This is a genomic window from Paenibacillus sp. 7523-1 (assembly GCF_002276415.1).
Taxonomy (GTDB): domain Bacteria; phylum Bacillota; class Bacilli; order Paenibacillales; family Paenibacillaceae; genus Paenibacillus; species Paenibacillus illinoisensis_A.
In genome coordinates this window covers 257945-278779 of the sequence record NZ_NPBR01000013.1, presented here as the reverse complement: position 1 = coordinate 278779, position 20835 = coordinate 257945, and the positions used below count along the sequence as shown (strand labels likewise).

Annotated in this window: 20 protein-coding genes; 10 read left to right on the top strand and 10 right to left on the bottom strand. The window is 49.8% G+C overall.

The features are described 5' to 3' along the window. Positions 1-55: 55 nt before the first annotated feature. The 4 genes from gntK to CHH60_RS16310 form a co-directional block, all read right to left on the bottom strand. A complete protein-coding gene (gene gntK / locus CHH60_RS16325; RefSeq protein WP_095360125.1) occupies positions 56-1609 on the bottom strand; it encodes a gluconokinase in 1554 nt (517 codons plus the stop codon). 84 nt (positions 1610-1693) lie between these two features. Then, a complete protein-coding gene (locus CHH60_RS16320) occupies positions 1694-2521 on the bottom strand; it encodes a carbohydrate ABC transporter permease (protein ID WP_095360124.1) in 828 nt (275 codons plus the stop codon). A gap of 21 nt (positions 2522-2542) precedes the next feature. After that, positions 2543-3493, bottom strand: a complete 951-nt coding sequence (locus CHH60_RS16315) for a carbohydrate ABC transporter permease (protein ID WP_227779678.1) — start codon at positions 3491-3493, stop codon at positions 2543-2545. A gap of 45 nt (positions 3494-3538) precedes the next feature. Then, positions 3539-4813, bottom strand: coding sequence for an ABC transporter substrate-binding protein (locus tag CHH60_RS16310; RefSeq protein ID WP_095360123.1), 1275 nt, complete (start codon positions 4811-4813; stop codon positions 3539-3541). A 324-nt stretch (positions 4814-5137) separates the two neighbouring features. Here CHH60_RS16310 and CHH60_RS16305 point away from each other — a divergent pair, with 324 nt between their 5' ends. From CHH60_RS16305 to CHH60_RS16285, 5 genes are all read left to right on the top strand, one after another. Next, entirely contained in the window at positions 5138-5905 is a 768-nt protein-coding gene (locus CHH60_RS16305; RefSeq protein WP_095360122.1) for a GTP cyclohydrolase II, read from the top strand. A 234-nt stretch (positions 5906-6139) separates the two neighbouring features. Beyond that, on the top strand, positions 6140-6718 hold the full coding sequence (locus CHH60_RS16300) for a glycerol-3-phosphate responsive antiterminator (RefSeq protein WP_095360329.1): 579 nt from the start codon (positions 6140-6142) through the stop codon (positions 6716-6718). An 81-nt stretch (positions 6719-6799) separates the two neighbouring features. Further along, entirely contained in the window at positions 6800-8287 is a 1488-nt protein-coding gene (gene glpK / locus CHH60_RS16295; RefSeq protein ID WP_095360121.1) for a glycerol kinase GlpK, read from the top strand. Positions 8288-8690: 403 nt separating this feature from the next. Next, complete coding sequence (locus CHH60_RS16290) at positions 8691-10352, top strand: glycerol-3-phosphate dehydrogenase/oxidase (protein ID WP_095360120.1); 1662 nt, start codon at positions 8691-8693, stop codon at positions 10350-10352. Between the two features lie 68 nt (positions 10353-10420). Further along, complete coding sequence (locus tag CHH60_RS16285) at positions 10421-11425, top strand: Gfo/Idh/MocA family protein (RefSeq protein WP_095360119.1); 1005 nt, start codon at positions 10421-10423, stop codon at positions 11423-11425. Positions 11426-11540: 115 nt separating this feature from the next. Here the strand turns inward: CHH60_RS16285 and CHH60_RS16280 are convergent, their stop codons facing one another. Beyond that, positions 11541-11813 (bottom strand): winged helix-turn-helix transcriptional regulator, encoded by a 273-nt coding sequence (locus CHH60_RS16280; RefSeq protein WP_236146850.1) that lies wholly within the window; start codon positions 11811-11813, stop codon positions 11541-11543. A gap of 481 nt (positions 11814-12294) precedes the next feature. Between CHH60_RS16280 and CHH60_RS16275 the strand changes: the two genes are divergently transcribed. After that, positions 12295-12666 carry a DoxX family protein gene (locus CHH60_RS16275; RefSeq protein WP_095360118.1) on the top strand — a complete coding sequence of 124 codons (372 nt, stop codon included), beginning with the start codon at positions 12295-12297 and terminating at the stop codon, positions 12664-12666. A gap of 197 nt (positions 12667-12863) precedes the next feature. Here the strand turns inward: CHH60_RS16275 and CHH60_RS16270 are convergent, their stop codons facing one another. The 3 genes from CHH60_RS16270 to CHH60_RS16260 form a co-directional block, all read right to left on the bottom strand. Continuing rightward, on the bottom strand, positions 12864-13382 hold the full coding sequence (locus tag CHH60_RS16270; RefSeq protein ID WP_095360117.1) for an AbrB/MazE/SpoVT family DNA-binding domain-containing protein: 519 nt from the start codon (positions 13380-13382) through the stop codon (positions 12864-12866). A gap of 105 nt (positions 13383-13487) precedes the next feature. Then, positions 13488-14168, bottom strand: coding sequence for a CidB/LrgB family autolysis modulator (locus CHH60_RS16265; protein WP_095290944.1), 681 nt, complete (start codon positions 14166-14168; stop codon positions 13488-13490). After that, a complete protein-coding gene (locus tag CHH60_RS16260; RefSeq protein WP_095360116.1) occupies positions 14165-14536 on the bottom strand; it encodes a CidA/LrgA family protein in 372 nt (123 codons plus the stop codon). Before CHH60_RS16260 ends, CHH60_RS16265 begins: the two co-directional genes overlap by 4 nt. Before the next feature lie 164 nt (positions 14537-14700). Here CHH60_RS16260 and cidR point away from each other — a divergent pair, with 164 nt between their 5' ends. From cidR to CHH60_RS16240, 4 genes are read left to right on the top strand one after another with little or no spacing between them, the layout of a single operon-like run. Then, positions 14701-15594 carry a cidABC operon transcriptional activator CidR gene (gene cidR / locus CHH60_RS16255; RefSeq protein ID WP_095360115.1) on the top strand — a complete coding sequence of 298 codons (894 nt, stop codon included), beginning with the start codon at positions 14701-14703 and terminating at the stop codon, positions 15592-15594. A gap of 57 nt (positions 15595-15651) precedes the next feature. Beyond that, positions 15652-16509: a carbon-nitrogen hydrolase family protein gene (locus CHH60_RS16250; RefSeq protein WP_095290949.1), complete on the top strand. Its 858-nt coding sequence runs from the start codon at positions 15652-15654 to the stop codon at positions 16507-16509. A gap of 51 nt (positions 16510-16560) precedes the next feature. Beyond that, a complete protein-coding gene (locus tag CHH60_RS16245; RefSeq protein WP_095360114.1) occupies positions 16561-17238 on the top strand; it encodes a GNAT family N-acetyltransferase in 678 nt (225 codons plus the stop codon). Between the two features lie 31 nt (positions 17239-17269). After that, positions 17270-17941 (top strand): GNAT family acetyltransferase, encoded by a 672-nt coding sequence (locus CHH60_RS16240; RefSeq protein ID WP_095360113.1) that lies wholly within the window; start codon positions 17270-17272, stop codon positions 17939-17941. A 120-nt stretch (positions 17942-18061) separates the two neighbouring features. Here CHH60_RS16240 and CHH60_RS16235 read toward each other — a convergent pair whose 3' ends face one another. Continuing rightward, positions 18062-20044, bottom strand: coding sequence for an LTA synthase family protein (locus CHH60_RS16235; RefSeq protein WP_441339401.1), 1983 nt, complete (start codon positions 20042-20044; stop codon positions 18062-18064). A gap of 163 nt (positions 20045-20207) precedes the next feature. Continuing rightward, positions 20208-20705, bottom strand: a complete 498-nt coding sequence (locus CHH60_RS30485; protein ID WP_095360112.1) for an antibiotic biosynthesis monooxygenase family protein — start codon at positions 20703-20705, stop codon at positions 20208-20210. Positions 20706-20835 lie beyond the last annotated feature (130 nt).

Sequence of the window (20835 nt, the reverse complement as noted above, 5' to 3'; positions counted from 1 at the left end):
TCATAAGTAGGTAAAAAAACAGGTGCCCTTAAATGGACACCTGTTTTTTCTGGAACTATTTCTGATGCATCGTTTTATTTTGAAAAGCAGCGATATCCGCATACTCTTCCTCAAATTTGCGGGAGATCCGAATAAAGATCGGCAGCAATTCCCGGTAGATGCGGACATGATCCGGGTCAGGCTGATGGCGATGTGTGGATCCGATCATGCCGGATACCGCACTCAGGGAATCAATTCGGCCTAGTGCATATAAGCCAAGCACGGCTGCGCCAAGGCAGGAGCTCTCAATGCTTTCGGGAATAATCACATCCTGGTCGAAAATATCGGCCATCATCTGCCGCCATAATTCGGAGCGGGCGAAGCCGCCCGTTGCCTGAATTTTGGTAGGACGGCCGATCTTCTCCTCAATAGCCAGCATGACCGTATACAGATTGAACAACACACCTTCCAGGGCCGCACGGATCATGTGCTCCTTCTTATGATGAAGTGTCAGACCGAAGAACGAGCCGCGGGCATTCGGATTCCAGAGCGGAGCACGCTCACCTGTCATATACGGATGGAAGAGCAGACCTTCCGATCCCGGTGTTACATTTTCCGCGACACGCGTGAGCACTTCATAAGGGTCGATCCCCAGCCGCTTCGCTGTTTCTACCTCAGATGCTGCAAACTCGTCCCGAATCCAGCGGAAAATGACCCCGCCATTATTCACGGGCCCACCGATCACCCACGCATCCTCGGTGAGCGCGTAACAGAAAAAGCGTCCTTTCGGATCGGTAACCGGTTTGTCCACGACCGTACGAATGGCTCCGCTGGTGCCGATGGTTACTGCTACCACGCCAGGATCAATTGCATTTACGCCAAGATTGGAGAGCACGCCGTCACTTGCCCCGATGACAAATGGCGTCGTGTCTGCAATGCCCATTTTCTCGGCATAATCTGGGTTCAGACCTTGCTTGAGCACATGCGTGGTCGGCACAAGCTGGGATAAATGATCTGGTGTAATTCCTGCCACATGCAGAGCTTCCTCATCCCAGTTCAGCTTCTCCAGATTCATCATTCCGGTGGCAGACGCCATGGAGTGGTCAATCACGTATTCATTGAACAGCTTGAGGAACACGTATTCTTTCATGGAAATGAATTTGTGAGTTTGCTTGAACAGTTCCGGTTGTTCTTGGGTCAGCCACATGATCTTGGTCAGCGGTGACATCGGATGAATGGGTGTTCCTGTTCTCAGATAGATTTCATGACCGTTCATTTCAGTTTTGAGTGCTTCGGTCCATTCCGCGCTGCGATTGTCTGCCCACGTCATGGCACGCATCAGCGGTTTGCCCTGCCCGTCAACAGGCAGGATGCTGTGCATCGCCGAGCTGAACGATACAAACAGAATCTCATCCGGTTTGACACCCGCCTTGGATGTCGCCTGTTTAACGGATTCTACAACAGCTTGAAAAATATCGTCCGCATCCTGCTCAGCAATCGCAGGAGTAGGGGTATACAGCGGATAATCGGCACCACCCTGAGCCACAATGGAACCGTTTTGTTCGAACAATACGGCCTTGGTGGATGTGGTGCCGATATCTACGCCAATCATATAGGGTGAAGAAGCCATTTTGTCATCCCTTTCTCTGGAGCATCTGGTATTTATCTTTAGATAAGAATATCAGACTTGAGGGATGGATCAAAATGCCGTGTCTTAATCTTTCACTGCTCCTGCGGCAATGTCCGAAATGAACTGGCGGCTGATGAACAAGAACATGATAATGAGCGGAATAACAGCCAGCAGAGTACCGGCGATAACCATCGCGTAATCCGTGTTGTACAGTCCGTTTAGTTGTGAGAGAGCAATCTGCAGCGTGTATTTCCGTTCATCTGTCAGCACAATGAGCGGCCACAGGTAGTCGTTCCATACTCCGATAAAGGTAAATGCGCCGAGAAACGCAAACGCAGGTCGCAGGATGGGCAGCGCCACATTCCAATAGAGACGGAAGAAATTACAGCCGTCGATCCGGCCTGCATCGAGCAGGTCATTCGGGATGGACTCCGTGGCATACTGCCGAATCCAGAAGATGCCGAAGGCATTCACCATGCCCGGGATAATCAGGGCCTTGAAGGAACCGACCCAACCGAACGTGGCCATGAGCACGAAGGAAGGCACGAGCGACAGCTGGGAAGGCACCATCATGGTGGCCAGCAGCAGGACGAAGAGCCACTTTTTGCCTGGAAATTCAAACTTCGCAAACGCAAAACCCGCTAATGAGTCGAAGAACAGCACGAGCACGGTCACCATGCCGGATACAAACAGTGTATTGACAAATGCACCCCAGAAGTCGATCTGCTCCAGCACCCGGCTGATATTATTCCATAATTCCCCACCGAACCAGAGCTGGGGCGGAAATGCATAGATGTCGGACGTTGTCCGTGTGGACATTACAATCAGCCAATAGAACGGGAACATGGAAATGAGCATGCCCCCGATAAGACCGGTATACAATACGAGCGATTTGAGGTATTTGGATGTCATGAGCGCTCCCCCCTTGTCACATCAGGATGACTTGCCTTGAACAAGCTTCCAGTTCACGATGGAGAACAGGGCGATAATGAGGAACATGCCCCAACCCACCGCTGCACCATATCCGAAGTAATTGTTGATGAACGATTCACGGTAAAGGTACAGAACAATGGTCATCCCGGCTGCGCCTGCACCGCCGTCGTTGCCCACGAGAATCTGAGGTTCGGTGAACAGCTGCATGCCGCCAATCGTTGATGTAATCACCGTGAACAGAATCACAGGGCGCAGCATCGGAATTGTAATTCGGAAGAAGGACTGTATACCGGATGCGCCGTCAATTTTGGCTGCTTCATACAAGGTCTGGGGTATACTCTGAAGTCCGGCCAGATAAATGACCGCATTGTACCCTGTCCAGCGCCAGACGACCATGGAGGAGATCGCCACTTTAATACCCCAAGGCGCATTAAGCCATTCCACGACCGGAAGCCCGACCGACTGCAGGAGATAGTTGAGAAAGCCATAGTTGTTGGCAAACAGTGCACCAAAGATGATTGCCACGGCCACGATGGATGTGACGTTCGGCAGGAAGTAACCGACCCGAAACAGTGTACGGAACTTCACGAACGGCGCGTGCAGCAAAAAGGCAACAATCAGGGCGAAGAACAGCATGGGAATGGTCGAGTATATCCAGATCATGAACGTATTGCCCACTGCCTGCCAGAACTCGGCATCCGTTAGCATGTATTTAAAATTGTTCAGCCCGTTATAGGTCATTACGCCAATGCCGTCCCACTTATGGAAGGCCAGGTACAATGAGAAGCCGATGGGAAACAGGCCAAACACGGCAAAGAGAATATAAAACGGCGAGATCGCTGCATATAGGGCACGATGTTCCCAAATTTGGGACAGGAGAGATTTCTTCCGATCCAGGTCCGGACGCACAGCTCCGGGTTCGGGAGTGAGATGGGGTTCGGTTACAGCCATATGAATTCCTCCTTATGCGGATATCGAACACACACGTTCTTCAGGTCAACGCTGGAGTTCCCGCTCAACGCGGTGTACGGTATCGGTCCAGACCTGCTGGGGATCTGCATTTTGCTTCGCGACATCATTCAGGCGCCGCGTAATAATGTTGTGTACCGATGGGTAACGTTCACCAAAAAAAGCGTCTGGAACATGCTGTGCCGATTCGGCAAATACAGGCCCTGTCGCCTGTCCGCCGAAGAAGGGCTCCTCTTCTTTCATTGCGGGAGAGTCGAACACACCCGGAGCAGAAGGGAAGAGGTTCAACGTCTGATATTGCTCCAGCTGATTTTCCGGACTCTGCAGCCAGCGCACCAGCTCGAAGGCTTCCTGAGGATGCTCACTGGACTTCAGAATGGACAGGAAAGAACCGCCGTTATTACCATCTCCGCCAGGAGCACGGGCCACCCGCCAATTACCCGATGTATCTGGCGCAGCTTCCTGCAGCACCTGCTTCATCCAGACCGCACCCACGAAGGATGCAATTTCCCCATTATTCATCGCTGCATTCCAGCCTGGAGTCCAGCCGTCTGCATTCGCCAGCAATCCCTTTTGCTTGAAATCAATGGCCGTATCCCAGCTTGTGCGTACCAGAGGAGAATCCATGCCGATAAACGAACCATCCGGGCGGAAGTAGCGCTCAGCTCCTTGGGACAACACTTGGTTGTAAACGCTTCCAATGTTATCGGTCAGAAATACCTTGCCCCCAAGTTTCTCTTTGATCTGTTCGCCTGCTGCGGCGTATGCTTCCCAGCTATTCAGCTGTCGGCTTACATCCTCGGGTTCAGATGGCAGTCCAGCCTCCTTGAAGAGGTCTGCCCGGTAAAAGAGAGCTGTCGGTCCCGTATCCATCGGGAAACCGATCATCTGTCCGCTGGGCGTGACGCCCTGCCTCCATTTCCATTCAAGGTACTGGTCTTCGACGTCCCCAGCGCCGAGATCATACAGATTATAAAAACGGTCTTCACTGGGGAAGAGTTCCATGATCCAGTCGTTTAGGGCAACAATATCGGGCTCGCCTGATTTGGCGGCCAGCGTTGTCTTGAGCTTCGCCTTGAAGTCACCGCCGATCTTCTGGGCAGTCAGTTCAATATTGGGGAACTGTTCCTTGGCCTTGGCAATCAGCTTATCATCAATGGAACGGTTCCAGTACCAAAGTGTAAGCGTTACCTTTTTGTTGTTCGCAGAATCGTCTTGTCCTGGCCAGATGGAGCATCCGCTTATAAGCAGGACGCAGACCATCATGATGGCTGTCCAGCAGGTTCTTTTCCGGCGGATCATGTGCACAACCCCCTCATCGTTAAGTTCGAGGCATGAAGTACTTTGGACTACAACATCATTCTATGAGCAGTTTATAAACTCATACCCAATATTCCGAAAATGAAACACAAATTTGTGTCGGTTTCGTATCCTGATTTTATTAGTTACTTTAAAAACAAAAGTTACTTGACACAATATAATTTTTATTTTAAACTTGCTTACATAAAGTAACTAATGATGATGACAATAATATAGATACGTACTATAAACGTCCAGTGATCTTTTTTCGGTCTGGATACGAATCAATCTGTATATTAAATGGCTTAACAGGAGGAACGAAACATTATGATCAATTCACATATTATTCAACTACTTGCCCCCAAAATCCAGACTTTTCCGAGTGGAAAAGAATTTATATATCTGGTTGGACCGATTAAGCTCCCGGTCAATCTGGATGGCGAGACGCATACATTCCAGTGGTATAGCTGGCTGAAATCGGATAAGGTCATGGAGAGCGGCGAGCTGATTGAATCGCTGGCTACTGCCGAGCTGGCAGAACGTCAGCAGTCGAGTGTGCTCGTGTACGGCGATTTTGCCGAAGCCCAGGAAGCGCTGATCCGGATGCACAGCATCTGTCATACAGGCGATATTTTTGGCAGCAAGCGCTGTGATTGTGGCTTCCAGCTGGAGCAATCCATGAAAATGATCGCAGCCCATGGAGCGGGTGCCTTGTTCTACCTGGCGAACCATGAAGGTCGCGGGATTGGTCTGTTCAGCAAAGCGATGGCGTACATCCTGCAAGAGGAAGGTCTGGATACCGTAGATGCGAACCTGCAGCTTGGCTTTACGGACGATGCTCGTACCTATGACGATGCCATTGCTGTATTGCGTGCACTGCGTTCCGCACCTGTTACGTTGATTACCAACAATCCGCGGAAGCTGGCTGCACTGCAGGAAGCGGGACTGAATGTGGGCGGACGTGTTCCGCTGTGGGGCGATCGTTCGGCGTTCAATGAGAAATACCTGCAAACGAAAGTAAGTCGTTCGGGTCACCTGGCTGAGAACGATGGCTGGGCTGGTGCAGATGTGCTGCTTCCGCATGCGCAGGCTTAAATTTCACCTTATGTGTTAAATCAGCGTTGATTCCAGTGAAGTTTTCTTGCTATGAAATCGACAAAAAGTGGCTGTTGTTGTTCACTCCTTAGGGGGTGCACGACAACGGCCTTTTGGTGTTTACGACAGAGTAATGAACACCATGGGGATGCTTCCTGATGCCGGGCTCTGCTTGCCGATCTACCATACGGATTATACAATATAGGCAATCTGAATGATGCAGGAGGAACGATGGTGCCATTTGAGGGACAGAGCATGTTACCCGCTGCCAAGAGCATGAAGCAGTTCGAAGCGATTATTGATGGCCCCTACATTTATGGGGTTTTGCTGGATACCCACATTGCCCAGCTGGAGAGTTTGCTGGATGAGGCAAGGCGGCGAAGCAAAAAAATCCTGCTGCATGCCGATCTAGTCCAAGGGCTGAAGAACGATGAGTACGCGGCAGAATATTTGTGTCAGCATATTCGACCGGCGGGTTTGATCTCTACACGGGCGACAGTAATTCAAAAGGCGAAACAAAAGGGGATCACCGCGATTCAGCGGGTGTTTTTGCTAGATACAAATGCGTTGGAGAAAAGTTATCAACTGCTGACGAAGACACAGCCGGATTATATTGAAGTGCTTCCTGGCGTTATTCCGCATATTATTACCGAGGTAGCGGAACGGACTGGGATTCCCATTATTGCCGGAGGGCTGATCCGGTCTGCCCAAGAGGTTGAGCTCGCGCTGCAGGCCGGGGCAACAGCGGTGACGACGTCCAATTTTGACCTGATCCGACATTTTGGGGAATCGCTTACAGAACCGAAACAATAGCATAGTTTCAACATTATTGCATCTGTCAATCAGGCACCTGTGATATCGAATAATGCAATATGCTTACAGGAGGTTGTCGATATGGAAAAGTATATTATGGCCCTTGATCAGGGAACCACGAGTTCACGGGCTATCCTGTTTAACCACAATGGGGAGATTGTACATATTGCCCAGCAGGAGTTTCCGCAGTATTTCCCCAAACCAGGCTGGGTCGAACAGAATGCGAATGAAATCTGGAGCTCCATTCTTGCGGTTATGGCTTCATGCTTGGCAGAGAGCGGAATTAAGCCTGCCCAGATTGCCGGCATCGGGATTACGAACCAGCGCGAGACGGTTGTGGTGTGGGACAAGGAAACTGGCCGCCCCATCTATAATGCCGTAGTCTGGCAGTCGAGACAAACTGCTGATATCTGTGATGAGCTGAAGACGAAGGGACTGGCTAACCTTTTTCGTGAAAAAACGGGACTGCTTATTGATCCCTATTTTTCCGGTACAAAAGTCAAGTGGGTTCTGGACCATGTGCCAGGAGCACGTGAACGTGCGGAGCAGGGAGAACTGCTATTTGGCACGATCGACAGCTGGCTGATCTGGAAGCTCAGCGGAGGTACCCATGTAACGGACGTATCCAATGCTTCCCGTACATTGATGTACAACATCTATGATCTGCAATGGGATGACGAACTGCTCCGTATTCTCGATATTCCAAAAGCGATGCTGCCGGAAGTACGAGGTTCCTCTGAAGTGTATGCGCACACGATGGATTATCATTTCTTCGGCCACCGGGTTCCCATTGCTGGCGCAGCGGGGGATCAGCAGGCAGCTTTATTTGGTCAGGGATGTTATCACAAGGGCAGTATGAAAAACACATATGGTACCGGGTGCTTCATGCTCATGAATACCGGGAAAGATCCGGTAAAGTCGGATCATGGATTGATCACAACGATCGCCTGGGGTGTTAATGGCAAGGTAGAGTATGCACTTGAAGGCAGCATTTTTGTGGCGGGTTCCGCCATTCAGTGGCTTCGTGACGGATTACGGATGCTGCGTTCCTCCAAGGATAGTGAGGATTATGCTGCACGGGTACCTTCCACAGACGGTGTGTATATGGTACCGGCCTTCGTGGGGCTAGGTAGTCCGTATTGGGACAGCGAGGTGAAGGGTGCCGTATTCGGTCTGACACGCGGCTCCACGAAGGAACATTTTATTCGAGCGACGCTTGAAGCGCTGGCGTATCAAACCAAGGATGTCCTGGCGGCTATGGAATCCGATTCGGGGATTGCTGTCGATTCGTTACGCGTCGATGGCGGCGCAGCGGCCAATGACTTTCTGATGCAATTCCAGAGCGACATTCTGGGCATACCGGTTGAGCGCCCAACGGTGAACGAGACAACGGCTCTAGGGGCTGCTTATTTGGCAGGTCTTGCTGTCGGTTACTGGGAAAGTGCCGATGAACTGAAGGATCATGAGAACACGGAGCGTGTATTCAATCCGCTGATGGAAGAGGATACCAGAAATGATCTGTACACCGGTTGGCAGCGAGCAGTGAAGGCTGCGATGGCCTTCAAATAAGTAGGAATATGAAGATTTAGCTATTTGTACTTTTTCATTAAACAAATTCAATACATGATAATTATTGGTGGAAAAAGATGCATAACTTACAGGGGATATTTTCCTGGAGAACGAAATGCATATATCCATGATTAGGAAAATAAAGAGGTTAGTGGATCAGTTTGAAATTACGTCCTTGGGCAGAACAACTTTTTGAAATTTTTTTGAATAATGTGTCATTTCAGGCCTTCACGCCACCCAAAATGTGTGATAGGATTAAGGCACAAGTTAAAAAATGATGTCTGGAGATCGGGAGAGACCACGTACCGCTCAGCAATTGCTGCAGCGAATGACGTGGTCTTTTTTTTGTTCTTTTTTGAGGATGGGTTAGCAAAAATAAAGGCAATGAATGGGAGGAATACCGATGACTTCACCTTTCTCGGCAGCGATGCGCGGCGAGTATCTACAATCCATGGCGAATGCACATTTTGACATATTGGTTATAGGCGGAGGGATCACTGGGGCAGGCATTGCCCTTGATGCTGTGTCCCGCGGACTGAAGACTGCGCTGGTTGAAATGCAGGATTTTGCAGCGGGCACGTCCAGTCGTTCAACCAAACTGGTCCACGGAGGTTTACGATATCTGAAGCAATTCGAAATGAAAATGGTGGCTGAGGTAGGTCGCGAACGGGCAATTGTCTATGAAAATGGACCTCATGTGACGACACCGGAGCCGATGCTCCTGCCCATCTATACGGGAGGTACGTTTGGGCGCTTCAGCACATCCATTGGTTTGATGGTGTATGACCGGCTCGCGGGTGTGAAGCGCAGCGAGCGCCGTACGATGCTTAATGCTGGAGCTGTCTCGGACAGCGAACCTTTGCTGCGCCGAGATGGACTGCTGGGTGGTGGGTTATATGTGGAATACCGGACGGATGATGCACGGCTTACCATTGAAGTGATGAAAGAAGCGGTAAAGCGTGGAGCCCAAGCTGTGAATTATGTAAAAGCAGACGGATTTGTAAAGGAAAACGGAAAGATCATTGGCATCCAGGCCACGGACCAGATCACAGGCGAGCGTGTTCAATTAAGGGCAAGCAAGGTAATCAATGCTTCGGGTCCATGGGTGGATGAGCTCCGCAAGGTAGATGGTTCACGTCAGGGCAAGACACTGCAAATGACTAAAGGCATTCATTTGGTATTCGACGGGTCAAGGTTTCCTCTTCGGCAAGCTGTATATTTTGATACCCCTGATGGGCGAATGGTTTTCGCAGTTCCGCGTGATGGCAAAACATACGTGGGTACCACCGATACTGTTTTCCGAGATGACCCGGCGCATCCTCTGATCTCTGAAGCAGATCGGAATTATGTAATCGATGCGGTAAATGGTATGTTTCCAGATATTCAGATTCGTGCCGAAGATGTGGAATCAGGCTGGGCTGGCATACGTCCATTAATCCATGAGGAAGGCAAGAGTCCTTCCGAAATCTCGCGCAAGGATGAAGTATGGGTCTCCCCCTCCGGATTGATCACCATTGCGGGGGGAAAGCTGACCGGGTATCGCAAAATGGCTGAAATGGTCGTGGATCTGGCTGCCCGGGAGCTGAAACAGGAAACAGGGAAATCGATTGGGCCCTGCATAACGAAGAAGATGCCGATTTCCGGTGGGGACGTTGGTGGCTCAGCAGGGTATTCTGTCTATATAGAGCGCAAGATTAAGGATGGGGTAGCGCTCGGACTCAATCGGCAAGCTGCAGAGCGGCTGGCTCGTACCTATGGATCCAATGTGGATGCCCTGTATGACCGGTTGCCTGATCCACGGGCCAAGGCGGCCGAACTGCATGGCATGCCGCAGGAACTGCTGCTCATGCTGAATTATGCAATTGAGGAAGAAATGGCCGTAACCCCGGCAGACTTCTTGGTGCGACGAACAGGCGATTTATTTTTCCGAATTGAAGAGGTGCGTCAGTATAAGTCGGCAGTTATCCAATACATGAATGATCGGCTGTACTGGACGGATGAGCAGAGAACAGGGTATGAACAAGAGCTGGACCAGCTGATATTGGGGGCATCTGGCAAAATATAATGCAGGATTTTGTATGATGGGGTCGAATGGAACATGTAAGCGCGTAACAAAGAGAGGGGATTACATCCATGACGTTACAGATCGGCATCATTGGAACAGGCTGGTTCAGCAAAGTACATGCAGATATTTTGGCACGAATGGAAAGCGTCCGTGTGGCAAGTGTGCTCGGGACCACCTTGGAGAAAGCTGAGGCCATGGCTTCCGTGTATGATGCAGCTGGCTACAGCGAGCTTGAACATATGCTGGACGGGGAGAAGCTGGATGCAGTTTACATCTGCGTTCCGCCAATGTCGCATGGTTCAATCGAATTGGAACTGATTCGTCGCGGCATCCCTTTCCTTGTAGAGAAACCACTAAGTACAGGAATGGATATTCCGCGCAAGATTTTAGATCAGGTGAAGGATACAGGTTTGCTTACTTCGGTAGGTTATCACTTCCGCTATCAGGAAGCAGCCCAGGTGCTTCGGGGGGCAATGAAGGATCAGACGATCGGCATGGCACTTGGACGCTGGATGGGTGGTATGCCAGGCGTAGCCTGGTGGCGCCGTCAGGAAGGATCCGGAGGACAGTTTGTCGAGCAGACAACACATATTGTGGATCTGCTCCGGTACTGTGCAGGAGAAGTTACTGAGGTATATGCTGCAGCAGCCCAGCGTGTGATGCATGAGAAGCACGATCATGTTACCGTGGCAGATGTAGCGAATGTTACGCTTAAGCTGGAGAGCGGTGCCATTGCGAGCATTGCCAATACATGTCTGCTGCCGGATGGAGAAGGTGGTGCCGGACTTCAGTTCTACACGGAAGCGGGAGTATGGGACTGGACACCGGACCGTCTGCTGCTGCCGAGTGCTGCTGCTCACGCAATGGCAGGTCAGGAGATTCCGGCAGGACATAACCCGTATGAACGGGAGAACGAGGCATTCATTCATGCTCTTCGGACGGGTGACCGTACGCGGATTCTGTCTGATTACGCGGATGCCTGCCGTACTCAGGAGATTACAACAGCAGCGCTGGCATCTGCCGATTCCGGTCTGCCGGTGCAGCTGAAGCCTATTAGAAACCTTTCACATTAATTTATTTCAATAGTTATATGGTAATTCAAGAAAAAAGCCTGAATGGGAAGCTGATCTGGAGAAGATCAGCACCTATTCAGGCTTTTGGTGTTTTAGATTAAAGGGATCTGCATTGCTATCGTTTCAGCCAGTCGGAGGACCAGCCATAAATTTGGTTGATCACCGGCTCAATAGCCTTGCCTTTGGGAGTCAGCTCGTATTCAACCCGTGGCGGAATTTCAGGATACATATGACGGGTTACGATGCCTTCCATCTCCATTTCCTTCAAACGCTCGGATAACAGACGGCCGCTAATGGCCATTTCCGCTTCCAGCTCTGTGAAGCGTTTAGGTCCGGAGAGCAGCTGATACATGATCAGCAGAACCCACTTCTTACCAATGATGTCCATAGCTTGTGTGATCAAACAGGGACTTGGTGATTTTGCTTTTCTCAGCTTCAACGTGTTCACCTCAATTCGCATAACAATGTTGGAATGGTCTAACTGTCTTGTATATAAAAAAAGTGCCTGGCTTACCGCCACTCTGACGAAAAATAAGAAGCATTCATTCATAAAGGTTACGGCAAAAATCCATGCAACAACCCTTTTGTATGTATTATACACTATTTATCAAAAAATTACTTGAATAAATAATCTTATTATTATATACTCACTTCATAAAAGTAAGCCAGTATCTAATAATACCTAATAGATAGATATGGACCAATTATTCGTTCACGTGTTGGCTTGAAAACTGAGTCGTCGCAAGACGGCTTTGACATAGATTTAGCATCTTGCAGATTTGAATTGAATTCGGCATGTGCAGCAGACAAGATGCTCCAGCTTTTCTTTTCATCTAATCTTTAGATCAGTTACAGGAGGAACATACATAATGAGAGTTATTGGATATATTTTTCTGGTGGTGCTTGCAGGTGTATTTGTGATGACGGGGCTTAACAAGGTAATGGGTGCTGAGATGATGGTGCAGACGTTCGAGAGCTTCTCGTATCCCAAGTGGACGATGTATCTGCTCGGCGCGGTAGAACTGCTTAGTGCAGTAGGTTTATTGATCCCGCGTACCCGCATGGTAGCAGCAGGTGTGCTGACATTTATTCTGATTGGTGCACTCGGAAGTCATCTGATCTACGGACAATACGGGGCAGTTGCGCTTCCGGCAATCTTGCTCGTTGCCAATATTGTCGTTCTGGCGATCGGTATGCGCAAGCTGGAGGAAGAAGAGGTCCTGGAAGTCATTCAGGCGTAACCTAGATAGAGCAACGTATAGATTGAATAATCAAAGAGGGCGGCTGCCAAAACAGTTGCCCTCTTTTACGATGCCTTCATGTAATTCATTTTTCTTTAGAGGAAAAAAAGAAGAACCCACACATACACAGGGTTCTCTTGCAGTAGGACTTCCTCATCGGAAGATCTCCTGATTATAAATAATAAAATGAAATCATATTATAGCAATTTCTTTAATTGGGAGACGCGTCCTTGGCTAATACCAAGCTTTTCCGCAATCTGCTGCTGAGCCAAACCAGGATTCTGTTCAACAATTTCTTTCATCTGTTGCAGCATGCGAGCCGTCTTGGGCCGCAGGTCAGGATACTCAGTGCTGGCAGGTACAGTTCCCTCATCCCATGTTGGAGACGAGACTTTGGCGGAATCGGAAGCAGGACGCTCCACGGCTGCAGGAGCCTGTTTGTTCTGAGGAACGAACCATTCGGGAGTGTCATCCGGGTGTTTTAATTGAACAGCACACGTCCGGCAGATGAATTGCTCTTTGAAATACATATCCGTATCCATATCACCGCAAAACACACACAACGTTGATTTGTACTTTCTCAAAATCAACTCTTTCCCTTCAATGAAAAACTCAAGCGGATCGCCGATATGGATTTCCATCGTATCCCGCATTTCTTTGGGAAGGACAATTCGTCCAAGGCGGTCCAGAGATCTCTTCATTCCGGTTCTTTTCATCGCATCTCCCCCGCAATATTCGCTTATAAAACATGTCCTTATTGTAAGGAAGAAAGGGCTTTAATACAACAATAATATTTCAAATAATAGGGACAATTCTATCTATTATGGGAAAATAAGTTTAGAAAGAATAGGTGCCACCGCTAGAGTGAACAATGCAGCGAGTACCATGGAGATACTGGAGATGGTTCCTGTCAGGGAACTGAGCTCAAAAGCCTTGGAAGTCCCTGTGCCGTGGGCACCCGTTCCGAGCAGGGTTCCGCGGGCAATCTCTCCATCAATACGGAGCATTTTAACGATAGAAGGACCCATAATCGCACCAAGCAAACCGGTCATGATGACAAAAACCGCAGTAACAGCGGGGATACCCCCAATGGTAGCCGAGACATTCATGGCAATCGGAGTTGTAATGGAACGCGGAATCAGGCTGTGAATCAGCCCGGAGTCCAGCTGAAGCCATTTGGCGAGCAGGGCTGACGAGAGTACGGCCACCACTGATCCGGTCATGACACTGAAGACAATCTCGGATATATGCTTTTTAAGCACATGGAAAAAGGTATAGAGCGGTACTGCAAAAGCTACCGTAGCCGGTTGCAGCAGAAGACTAAGCCATTTGCCGCCGCTGCTGTAATCTGCATAATCTGTCCCGGTCGCAAGCAGAACGCCAACGACAAGCAGGGGCGTGATTAGCAGTGGAGACAGATAAACCTTGGGCAATTGGCGATACATGCGTTTGGCAATCAAGTAAATACCGACAGTTAACAACAAGCAGAGAAATCCAATCATCCGGTGTGACGCTCCTTTCGTTTGGCGATTCGTGTAGCAACCAGGCCGGTGCAGGCCATAACCAGAAATGTACTCAGCAGGACGATGAACAGAATCTGCAGTCCGTCATGTTCAAGCATGGGCATGTAATTCATGATGCCAACGGCTGAAGGAATGAAGAACAGCAGCAGTTCTCCGAGCAGCCATGCGGCTCCGACTTCAATCCAGCGCAGCTTCACGACCCGAGTCTGAAGCAAAATAAACAGTACAACCATACCGATTATCGAACCCGGCACAGGCAAATGGAGAGCACGGGCCAACTGGTCCATGAGCAGTGAAAAGGCCATGAGGAGAGCAACCTGCAATATACCAAGTCCCCATTTTTTCACTTCAATTCCTCCTTATATCATCAACGTAATTGTTTTGATTGTTTATGAAAATGAATGGAAACACACTTTCTTGTTACAAATTTTACATCGCATTCTTTCATGAGTAAAATGCATATTAAGAATGTTTTCTATTCCATTTATCTATGAGAGGCTGGAATCAGACGATGGATATCCGCCATTTGCAATATTTTCTGGAAGTCGCCAGGCAGCAGAGCTTTACCAAGGCAGCCGAGGTGCTGTTTATCACGCAGCCAACCATCAGCAAAACCGTGAAAAGTCTTGAAGATGAGCTGGGGGTTACGCTGCTGGATCGGTACGGCAAGAGAGTCGAATTGACCGATGCAGGGCATGTTTTTTTTCGGCAGGCACTGGAAATTGAAAAATCGTTTCGCAGCTTGTCGTCGGAACTCGATGATCTGATGAACCTGAAGAAGGGACATCTGCGCATCGGACTGCCACCTATGGTAGGCTCGAGCTTTTTTCCCATGATCATCGGTGAATTTCATAAGGCCTATCCGCAAGTGAGCATTCAACTGTTTGAGGATGGTGCGAAAAAGGTAGAGGCCGACGTCATCAGTGGTGCACTGGACATTGGTGTGGCTGTGCTGCCGACGGTGGATGAGCTGCTCGATCATTTTGTGTTCGTGGAAGAAAAGCTGAATCTGCTCGTTCACCCTTCGCATCCGCTGGCAGGCAAAGAATCGGTTGCCCTGCTTGAACTGGAGCATGATGCCTTTGTGCTATTCAGGGAGGATTTTGCCCTGCATGATCGGATCATTGCTGCCTGTCAGCATGTAGGATTCCAGCCGAGGGTTGTCTATGAGAGCTCCCAGTGGGATTTGCTCAGTGCAATGGTTGCGGCCAACCTGGGTGTGGCATTACTCCCCGAGACCATCTGCCGTGAAGTGGATCATATGCGTGTACGCATTATGCCTGTTGTGGAACCTGTGATCCCATGGCAGCTCGGCATGATCTGGCGCAAGGACCGTTATCTTTCTTTTGCCACAAGGGAATGGATCGGTTTCACCAAGGCGATGTTGAGCGAAGAAAGGAAATAGAAATTACTTCATATCGTTGATACAATGAGAGCAGAATAATGATGGAGGTGGAGAAACATGAAATTGCGGGTATCCGCTGTACAGTACCAATTGCAAACCATCAGCTCCTTTGAGCAGTTTGCTGCTCAAGCCGAGCATTACATACGGACAGCCGACGAATTCGGAACTGAATTTGTGCTGTTCCCTGAATTTTTTACAACTCAGCTCATGTCCATTGGTGACGGTAAGGGCAACGCGCTGACTATTGAGGACTTGCCAGATTTTACGGAGCAGTATGAACAGCTGTTTACATCCCTGGCAGCGAAGTACAACATGCATCTGATCGGGGGAACCCATGTCATCCGGCGTGAAGGGAAATTGTATAATACCGCCCACATGTTCTATCCGGATGGTCGTATTGCACGCCAGGCCAAGATCCATATTACACCGACCGAAGTACAGGAATGGAATATGGCACCGGGTGATGGCCTTGAAGTTTTCGACACGGATAAAGGCAGAATTGCGATGCTAACCTGTTACGATATAGAGTTCCCGGAAATTGTGCGTATGGCAAAAGCCAAAGGAGCTGACGTCATCTTCTGTCCTTCCTGCACGGATGATCGGCACGGATTCTACCGGGTGCGCTATACAAGTCATGCGCGTGCAGTGGAGAATCAGGTTTATGTTGTACTGACCGGAACAGTAGGCAATCTGCCGACAGTGGACTTCATGCGTGCCAACTACGGACAGGCTGCCATCATTACGCCGAATGATGTCCCGTTCCCGCCGCGCGGTATCCTGGCCGAAGGTGAGATTAACGATGATATGATCGTAACAGCAGATCTGGATCTGGATTTGCTCTATGAAGTACGTGAGCGTGGATCTGTAACGACCTGGCGTGACCGCCGCACCGATCTATATACCGACTGGGAGTAGTTTGAGGCTTGAACTACCCGTATTGTCTGTTGGGAGGAGGAGATTATCAGCATGTATCAAAAAGAAATGTTGATTACCGGTCCGGATAAGCACGGTAAGCCCGTAAAAGCTGTCGTTCGTACGTATCAGGAGGCTGACTTCGATGAACTGATTCGCATCCAGGCCGAGAGCTTTCCTCCGCCTTATCCGGAAGAGCTGCTCTGGAACCATGAGCAGCTTGCCAGTCATGTAGCCAATTACCCGGATGGGGCCATCTGCATTGAGGTAGATGGTGAGCTGGCGGGATCGATGACCTCGCTGCGCATTCAATGGGACCCTTCACATCCGGTAAGCCACACGTGGGCTGAAGTGACCGATGACGGGTATATTCGCAATCATCAGCCAGCTGGCAACACGCTCTACATTGTTGATCTCTGTGTACGTCCGAAATTTCGCAAGTGGGGGCTGGCACAGCTCATGATGCAGGCCATGTATCATCTGGTCATTGCACAGGGGCTCGATCGGCTGCTTGGTGCCGGAAGAATGCCCGGGTACCACCTGGTGGCAGATGAAATGACGGCTGAATCGTACCTGGAGCAGGTGGTATCCGGCGAGAAACATGACCCGGTAATCTCATTCCTGCTGCGCTGCGGGCGTATGCCGGTGGGCGTGGCGACGGAGTATCTGGATGATGAGGAGTCCTGCAACTATGCAGCCCTTATGGAATGGCGCAATCCATTCAAGACATAAAGCACATTTAACATTGGAGGTAGATGAATCCATGGAATTTACACGAATTACTTCAATTAATGATCCTTTGTTTGCCCAAATGCACAAGCTGATGCAGGAGATTTTCCCGCCTGAGGAAGTGCTGGAATTTCCGCTGTGGCAGGAACCGCTGGAAGACCCCGGCATTCGCGTATTTGTGGCTGTGCATGAAGGGAACGTTGTGGGAGCGACTGAATACCGCTACTACGAAGACTGGAATGTGGCCATGACAGATTTTACGATCATCGGCCGCGAAGGTTTGGGCATCGGCAGTTTCCTTGCCAACCACCGGAAGCGTGACCTGCAGCAGCTTGCCGCGGCAAACGGCAAGGAACTGTTCGGCATGTTCGCCGAGATCTATAACCCGTATCTTAGCCAGGATCATGAATTTGGCGGCATTAAGCCCATGGATCCGTATGTACGGCGCGAAGTGCTGTCCCATCTGGGATATCAACGACTGGATTTCCCGTACGTTCATCCTTCCTGGCAAGGAGACGGAGAAGCGGTGGGTGGACTTGACCTCTGCTTCATGCCGGGCAATGAGGAGCAAGGGGAGCTGCCAGCCAGCCTGGTGGCCGATTTCCTGAATCGCTATTATGCTGTCCTGCCGAATAAACCGCAGGAATGGCTTGCGATGGTGGATCAGCTGAAAGCTCGCACTTCGGTGCCGCTGCTGCCTTTGTAATTACGAATTGAATATACAGCATGACACAGCCTGCGAACGGCTGGAAATGCATAAAGCCCATGAAGCAGGATTCCATTCCTGTATCATGGGCTCTTTTAATAGATTGATGATTGCTTCCAGCTACTTTTTTGTATTTCGATCAGGCAATTGAATCAAATAACTGTTGGACAAATGCATAAGATCCAAAGCACGCTCATACTCGTCCTTGGTAATGTAACCCGAGGAGGACACTGTGTCGTCATCCGTTGTGGCAGTTGCCGGAACAGCTGCCTCTTCCGATGACTCCTTTTTTGGTTCCGAACGGTTCTCCACCTGCCTGATGTCCTGCCTTCCGGCATCGGCAAGCGAGTAATGGGTTCCGTCACCATAACCGGTCTCCGGAATGAATAATGAGGCATCATTAAGCACGGAACCGGTAGGCAGGTAATAGCGTTCCGGCAGCAGATTGCCTGACTCCCGCAGCAGATCCTGCCCGAAGTGCAGTTGATCCTGGAGAGATGCTCCTGTGAGTCCGGCTATCGTTGGCAGAATGTCCACCTGTCCGCCGATCTGATCCAGCTGCTCTGCAGGCGTGACACCGGGAGCCGTCATGATGAGCGGAATGTTAATCATGTCCGCAGATGTATACTCCCGGCCATAGATTTCCTTCATTAACTCTTTATCGTCCCGGTCCAGCGAGTAGATGGGCAGGCCAAGGTGGTCTCCGTATACCACCAGCAGGCTGTTTTCCCATAGTCCGCGTTGTTTCAAACCATCGATGAATTGTCCCACCGCCTGATCAGCATAATGCTGGGATACCAGATAATCGCCAAGCAGGGTGTCCGTGTACCGCTCCGGCAGCGTCAGGCTAACCTTTCTCTCTGGCAAATGGTACGGGTGATGTGCAGACATGGAGATGATCTGTGCATAGAAGGGCGAGCCCTCTGCCTGCATTTCTTCCAATTTATCGAGCGTTTTGGAATACAGCACCTCATCCGATGCCGAGAAAGCAATGGAGTCCGCTGTGCCAAAATAATCGATATCATAATATTGGTCAAAACCAAGCGCCTGGTAGAGCTGATCCCGATTCCAGAAACGAACATCGTTTGAATGGAATGTAGCCGTCTGATACCCGTTTGACGACAATAGTTTAGGGAGACTTGGCAGGGCTTTATCGGCATAGACCGTCGATGCCGCTCCGTTTGGCGGTGTATAGAATGATGTGTTTACAACAAACTCGGCATCCGATGTATTCCCCTGACCTACCTGCTGATAGAAGTTCGGGAAATACAGGCTTTCCTGTGCAAGCTGGTTAAGATGTGGCGTGACTTCCTGGCCATCCACCTTCAGACCAATCAGGAAATTCTGAAATGATTCCAGCTGGAGGATAATCACATTTCGGCCTTTAGCTGCCCCCGAATCCACGATTGCCTCCAGATTTGTCGTTTGTTTGATCTGATCGATTCGATCCTGATCAATTTCATCAAGGGGAACGGGCTTGTCAGGCCGATCCGCCAGAATGGTATAAGCCTCGTAACCGAGGATTCCCATTTGTTCCGCTTGCGTGATTTCGCTCATGCTTGCCCGGTTCGGGTATATGTTCAGCATGCAGATTATCAGGGAAATCATCAGAATAACGGAGGCGACTCTGCGTCTGCTTCTCCGATCCAGAGGTATCTTTCCCGGACGTTCGGTAACGCCGAGCTTGATCCGGCGCCGGATCAGGATGCCGCCAATAATCAGAATATCCGCAAAAATAAACAAGTAATACGGGTCCAGCAGGGAGAACATGCTGCTCTTCACCGACGTCACCTGATTCACCTGCGCGAGCGCATGATAATTGACGATGACCCCATAATATTTGTAATACATAATGGCAGCGAAAAAAATACCTGACAGCACCAGGTTCAGTGCAAGATAGGCCCACATCCGTCTTTTGGCTGCAAACCACTCAATCAGACAGAAGCAGATCCAGATCAGCGGCAGCTCAGTGAGCAAAGGTTTCCAGACCGGGATATCATCGAAAATGACGATCCAGGCCAGGGAGCTTTTGATAATCATGATCACGGTAAACAATATAAACGGTCCGCTTAGAAACCGGGTGAGTGAACTGCGTGACAACATAACCGCCTTCCCTTCCGAAGTTTCATTTAACAAGTATTATGCTACCTCATGGTATGTCGTGTCAAAAGTATGCAATAGAAAAGCCCCTCCCATTCAGGGAGAGGCCATGTGATCTGCTGCATAAGTAAAACTGGTGGGGCACTTGAGTCTGTCAGACTGCCCACTATTCTATCGTATATGTCGTGACATAAGAGGCTCTTGGAAACATGGCTGGTTTCTGTGCGGTCAGCCCTTCACTTGTACTGCGATTGCGGTGGGCATGATTATAGGCCTGAGACTGCTGCCAGCTTTTGAAGTGATCCTCTGACTCCCACAGGGTAAGTACAACATACGTATCATCTTTCAGGGGACGGAGCACCCGGATACCGACAAAACCTGGCTCGTCCTCCACTTTGCGTGCACGGTTTTTGAACCGATCCTCGAAGTCACCACGGCCGTCTTCCGTCACCGGGATATTATTCAAAACCGCAAAGCTGCCGCCTGTCCAGGAGCCTGCGGCATCAAATGCCTCATATGCGGCTATGCTGTCATCTGACTCAATATGAAGCAGACGTTCAGACGTTTCGATGGCAAGACGCACCTGTTCTTCGCTCCGCAAGGTCAGGTGCGGATATGCAGCGAGCACGTCCGGAATCGGGGAAGGAACCAAATAAATATACATGGAATCTGCCTCCTTAAATGTACGTTCCTCTTCAACATAGCATATGGGGAGGAACGAGTCCAATCTGCGGAATGGCTGGTTTGGCCAGGTCTTTTCATGATAAAGTAGAAAGACTAAAACAGAACGGGTG

Excerpts from the sequence above, each read along its gene's own strand:
- CHH60_RS16305 (WP_095360122.1), top strand. The coding sequence starts at position 5,138 with ATGATCAATTCACATATTATTCAACTACTTGCCCCCAAAATCCAGACT.
- CHH60_RS16285 (WP_095360119.1), top strand. The coding sequence starts at position 10,421 with ATGACGTTACAGATCGGCATCATTGGAACAGGCTGGTTCAGCAAAGTA.
- CHH60_RS16315 (WP_227779678.1), bottom strand. The coding sequence starts at position 3,493 with ATGGCTGTAACCGAACCCCATCTCACTCCCGAACCCGGAGCTGTGCGT.
- CHH60_RS16270 (WP_095360117.1), bottom strand. The coding sequence starts at position 13,382 with ATGAAAAGAACCGGAATGAAGAGATCTCTGGACCGCCTTGGACGAATT.
- CHH60_RS16235 (WP_441339401.1), bottom strand. The coding sequence starts at position 20,044 with ATGTTGTCACGCAGTTCACTCACCCGGTTTCTAAGCGGACCGTTTATA.
- cidR (WP_095360115.1), top strand. The coding sequence starts at position 14,701 with ATGGATATCCGCCATTTGCAATATTTTCTGGAAGTCGCCAGGCAGCAG.
- CHH60_RS16310 (WP_095360123.1), bottom strand. The coding sequence starts at position 4,813 with ATGATCCGCCGGAAAAGAACCTGCTGGACAGCCATCATGATGGTCTGC.
- CHH60_RS30485 (WP_095360112.1), bottom strand. The coding sequence starts at position 20,705 with ATGTATATTTATTTGGTTCCTTCCCCGATTCCGGACGTGCTCGCTGCA.
- CHH60_RS16290 (WP_095360120.1), top strand. The coding sequence starts at position 8,691 with ATGACTTCACCTTTCTCGGCAGCGATGCGCGGCGAGTATCTACAATCC.
- CHH60_RS16275 (WP_095360118.1), top strand. The coding sequence starts at position 12,295 with ATGAGAGTTATTGGATATATTTTTCTGGTGGTGCTTGCAGGTGTATTT.
- CHH60_RS16240 (WP_095360113.1), top strand. The coding sequence starts at position 17,270 with ATGGAATTTACACGAATTACTTCAATTAATGATCCTTTGTTTGCCCAA.
- CHH60_RS16250 (WP_095290949.1), top strand. The coding sequence starts at position 15,652 with ATGAAATTGCGGGTATCCGCTGTACAGTACCAATTGCAAACCATCAGC.
- glpK (WP_095360121.1), top strand. The coding sequence starts at position 6,800 with ATGGAAAAGTATATTATGGCCCTTGATCAGGGAACCACGAGTTCACGG.
- CHH60_RS16280 (WP_236146850.1), bottom strand. The coding sequence starts at position 11,813 with ATGGACATCATTGGTAAGAAGTGGGTTCTGCTGATCATGTATCAGCTG.
- CHH60_RS16320 (WP_095360124.1), bottom strand. The coding sequence starts at position 2,521 with ATGACATCCAAATACCTCAAATCGCTCGTATTGTATACCGGTCTTATC.
- CHH60_RS16245 (WP_095360114.1), top strand. The coding sequence starts at position 16,561 with ATGTATCAAAAAGAAATGTTGATTACCGGTCCGGATAAGCACGGTAAG.
- CHH60_RS16265 (WP_095290944.1), bottom strand. The coding sequence starts at position 14,168 with ATGATTGGATTTCTCTGCTTGTTGTTAACTGTCGGTATTTACTTGATT.
- gntK (WP_095360125.1), bottom strand. The coding sequence starts at position 1,609 with ATGGCTTCTTCACCCTATATGATTGGCGTAGATATCGGCACCACATCC.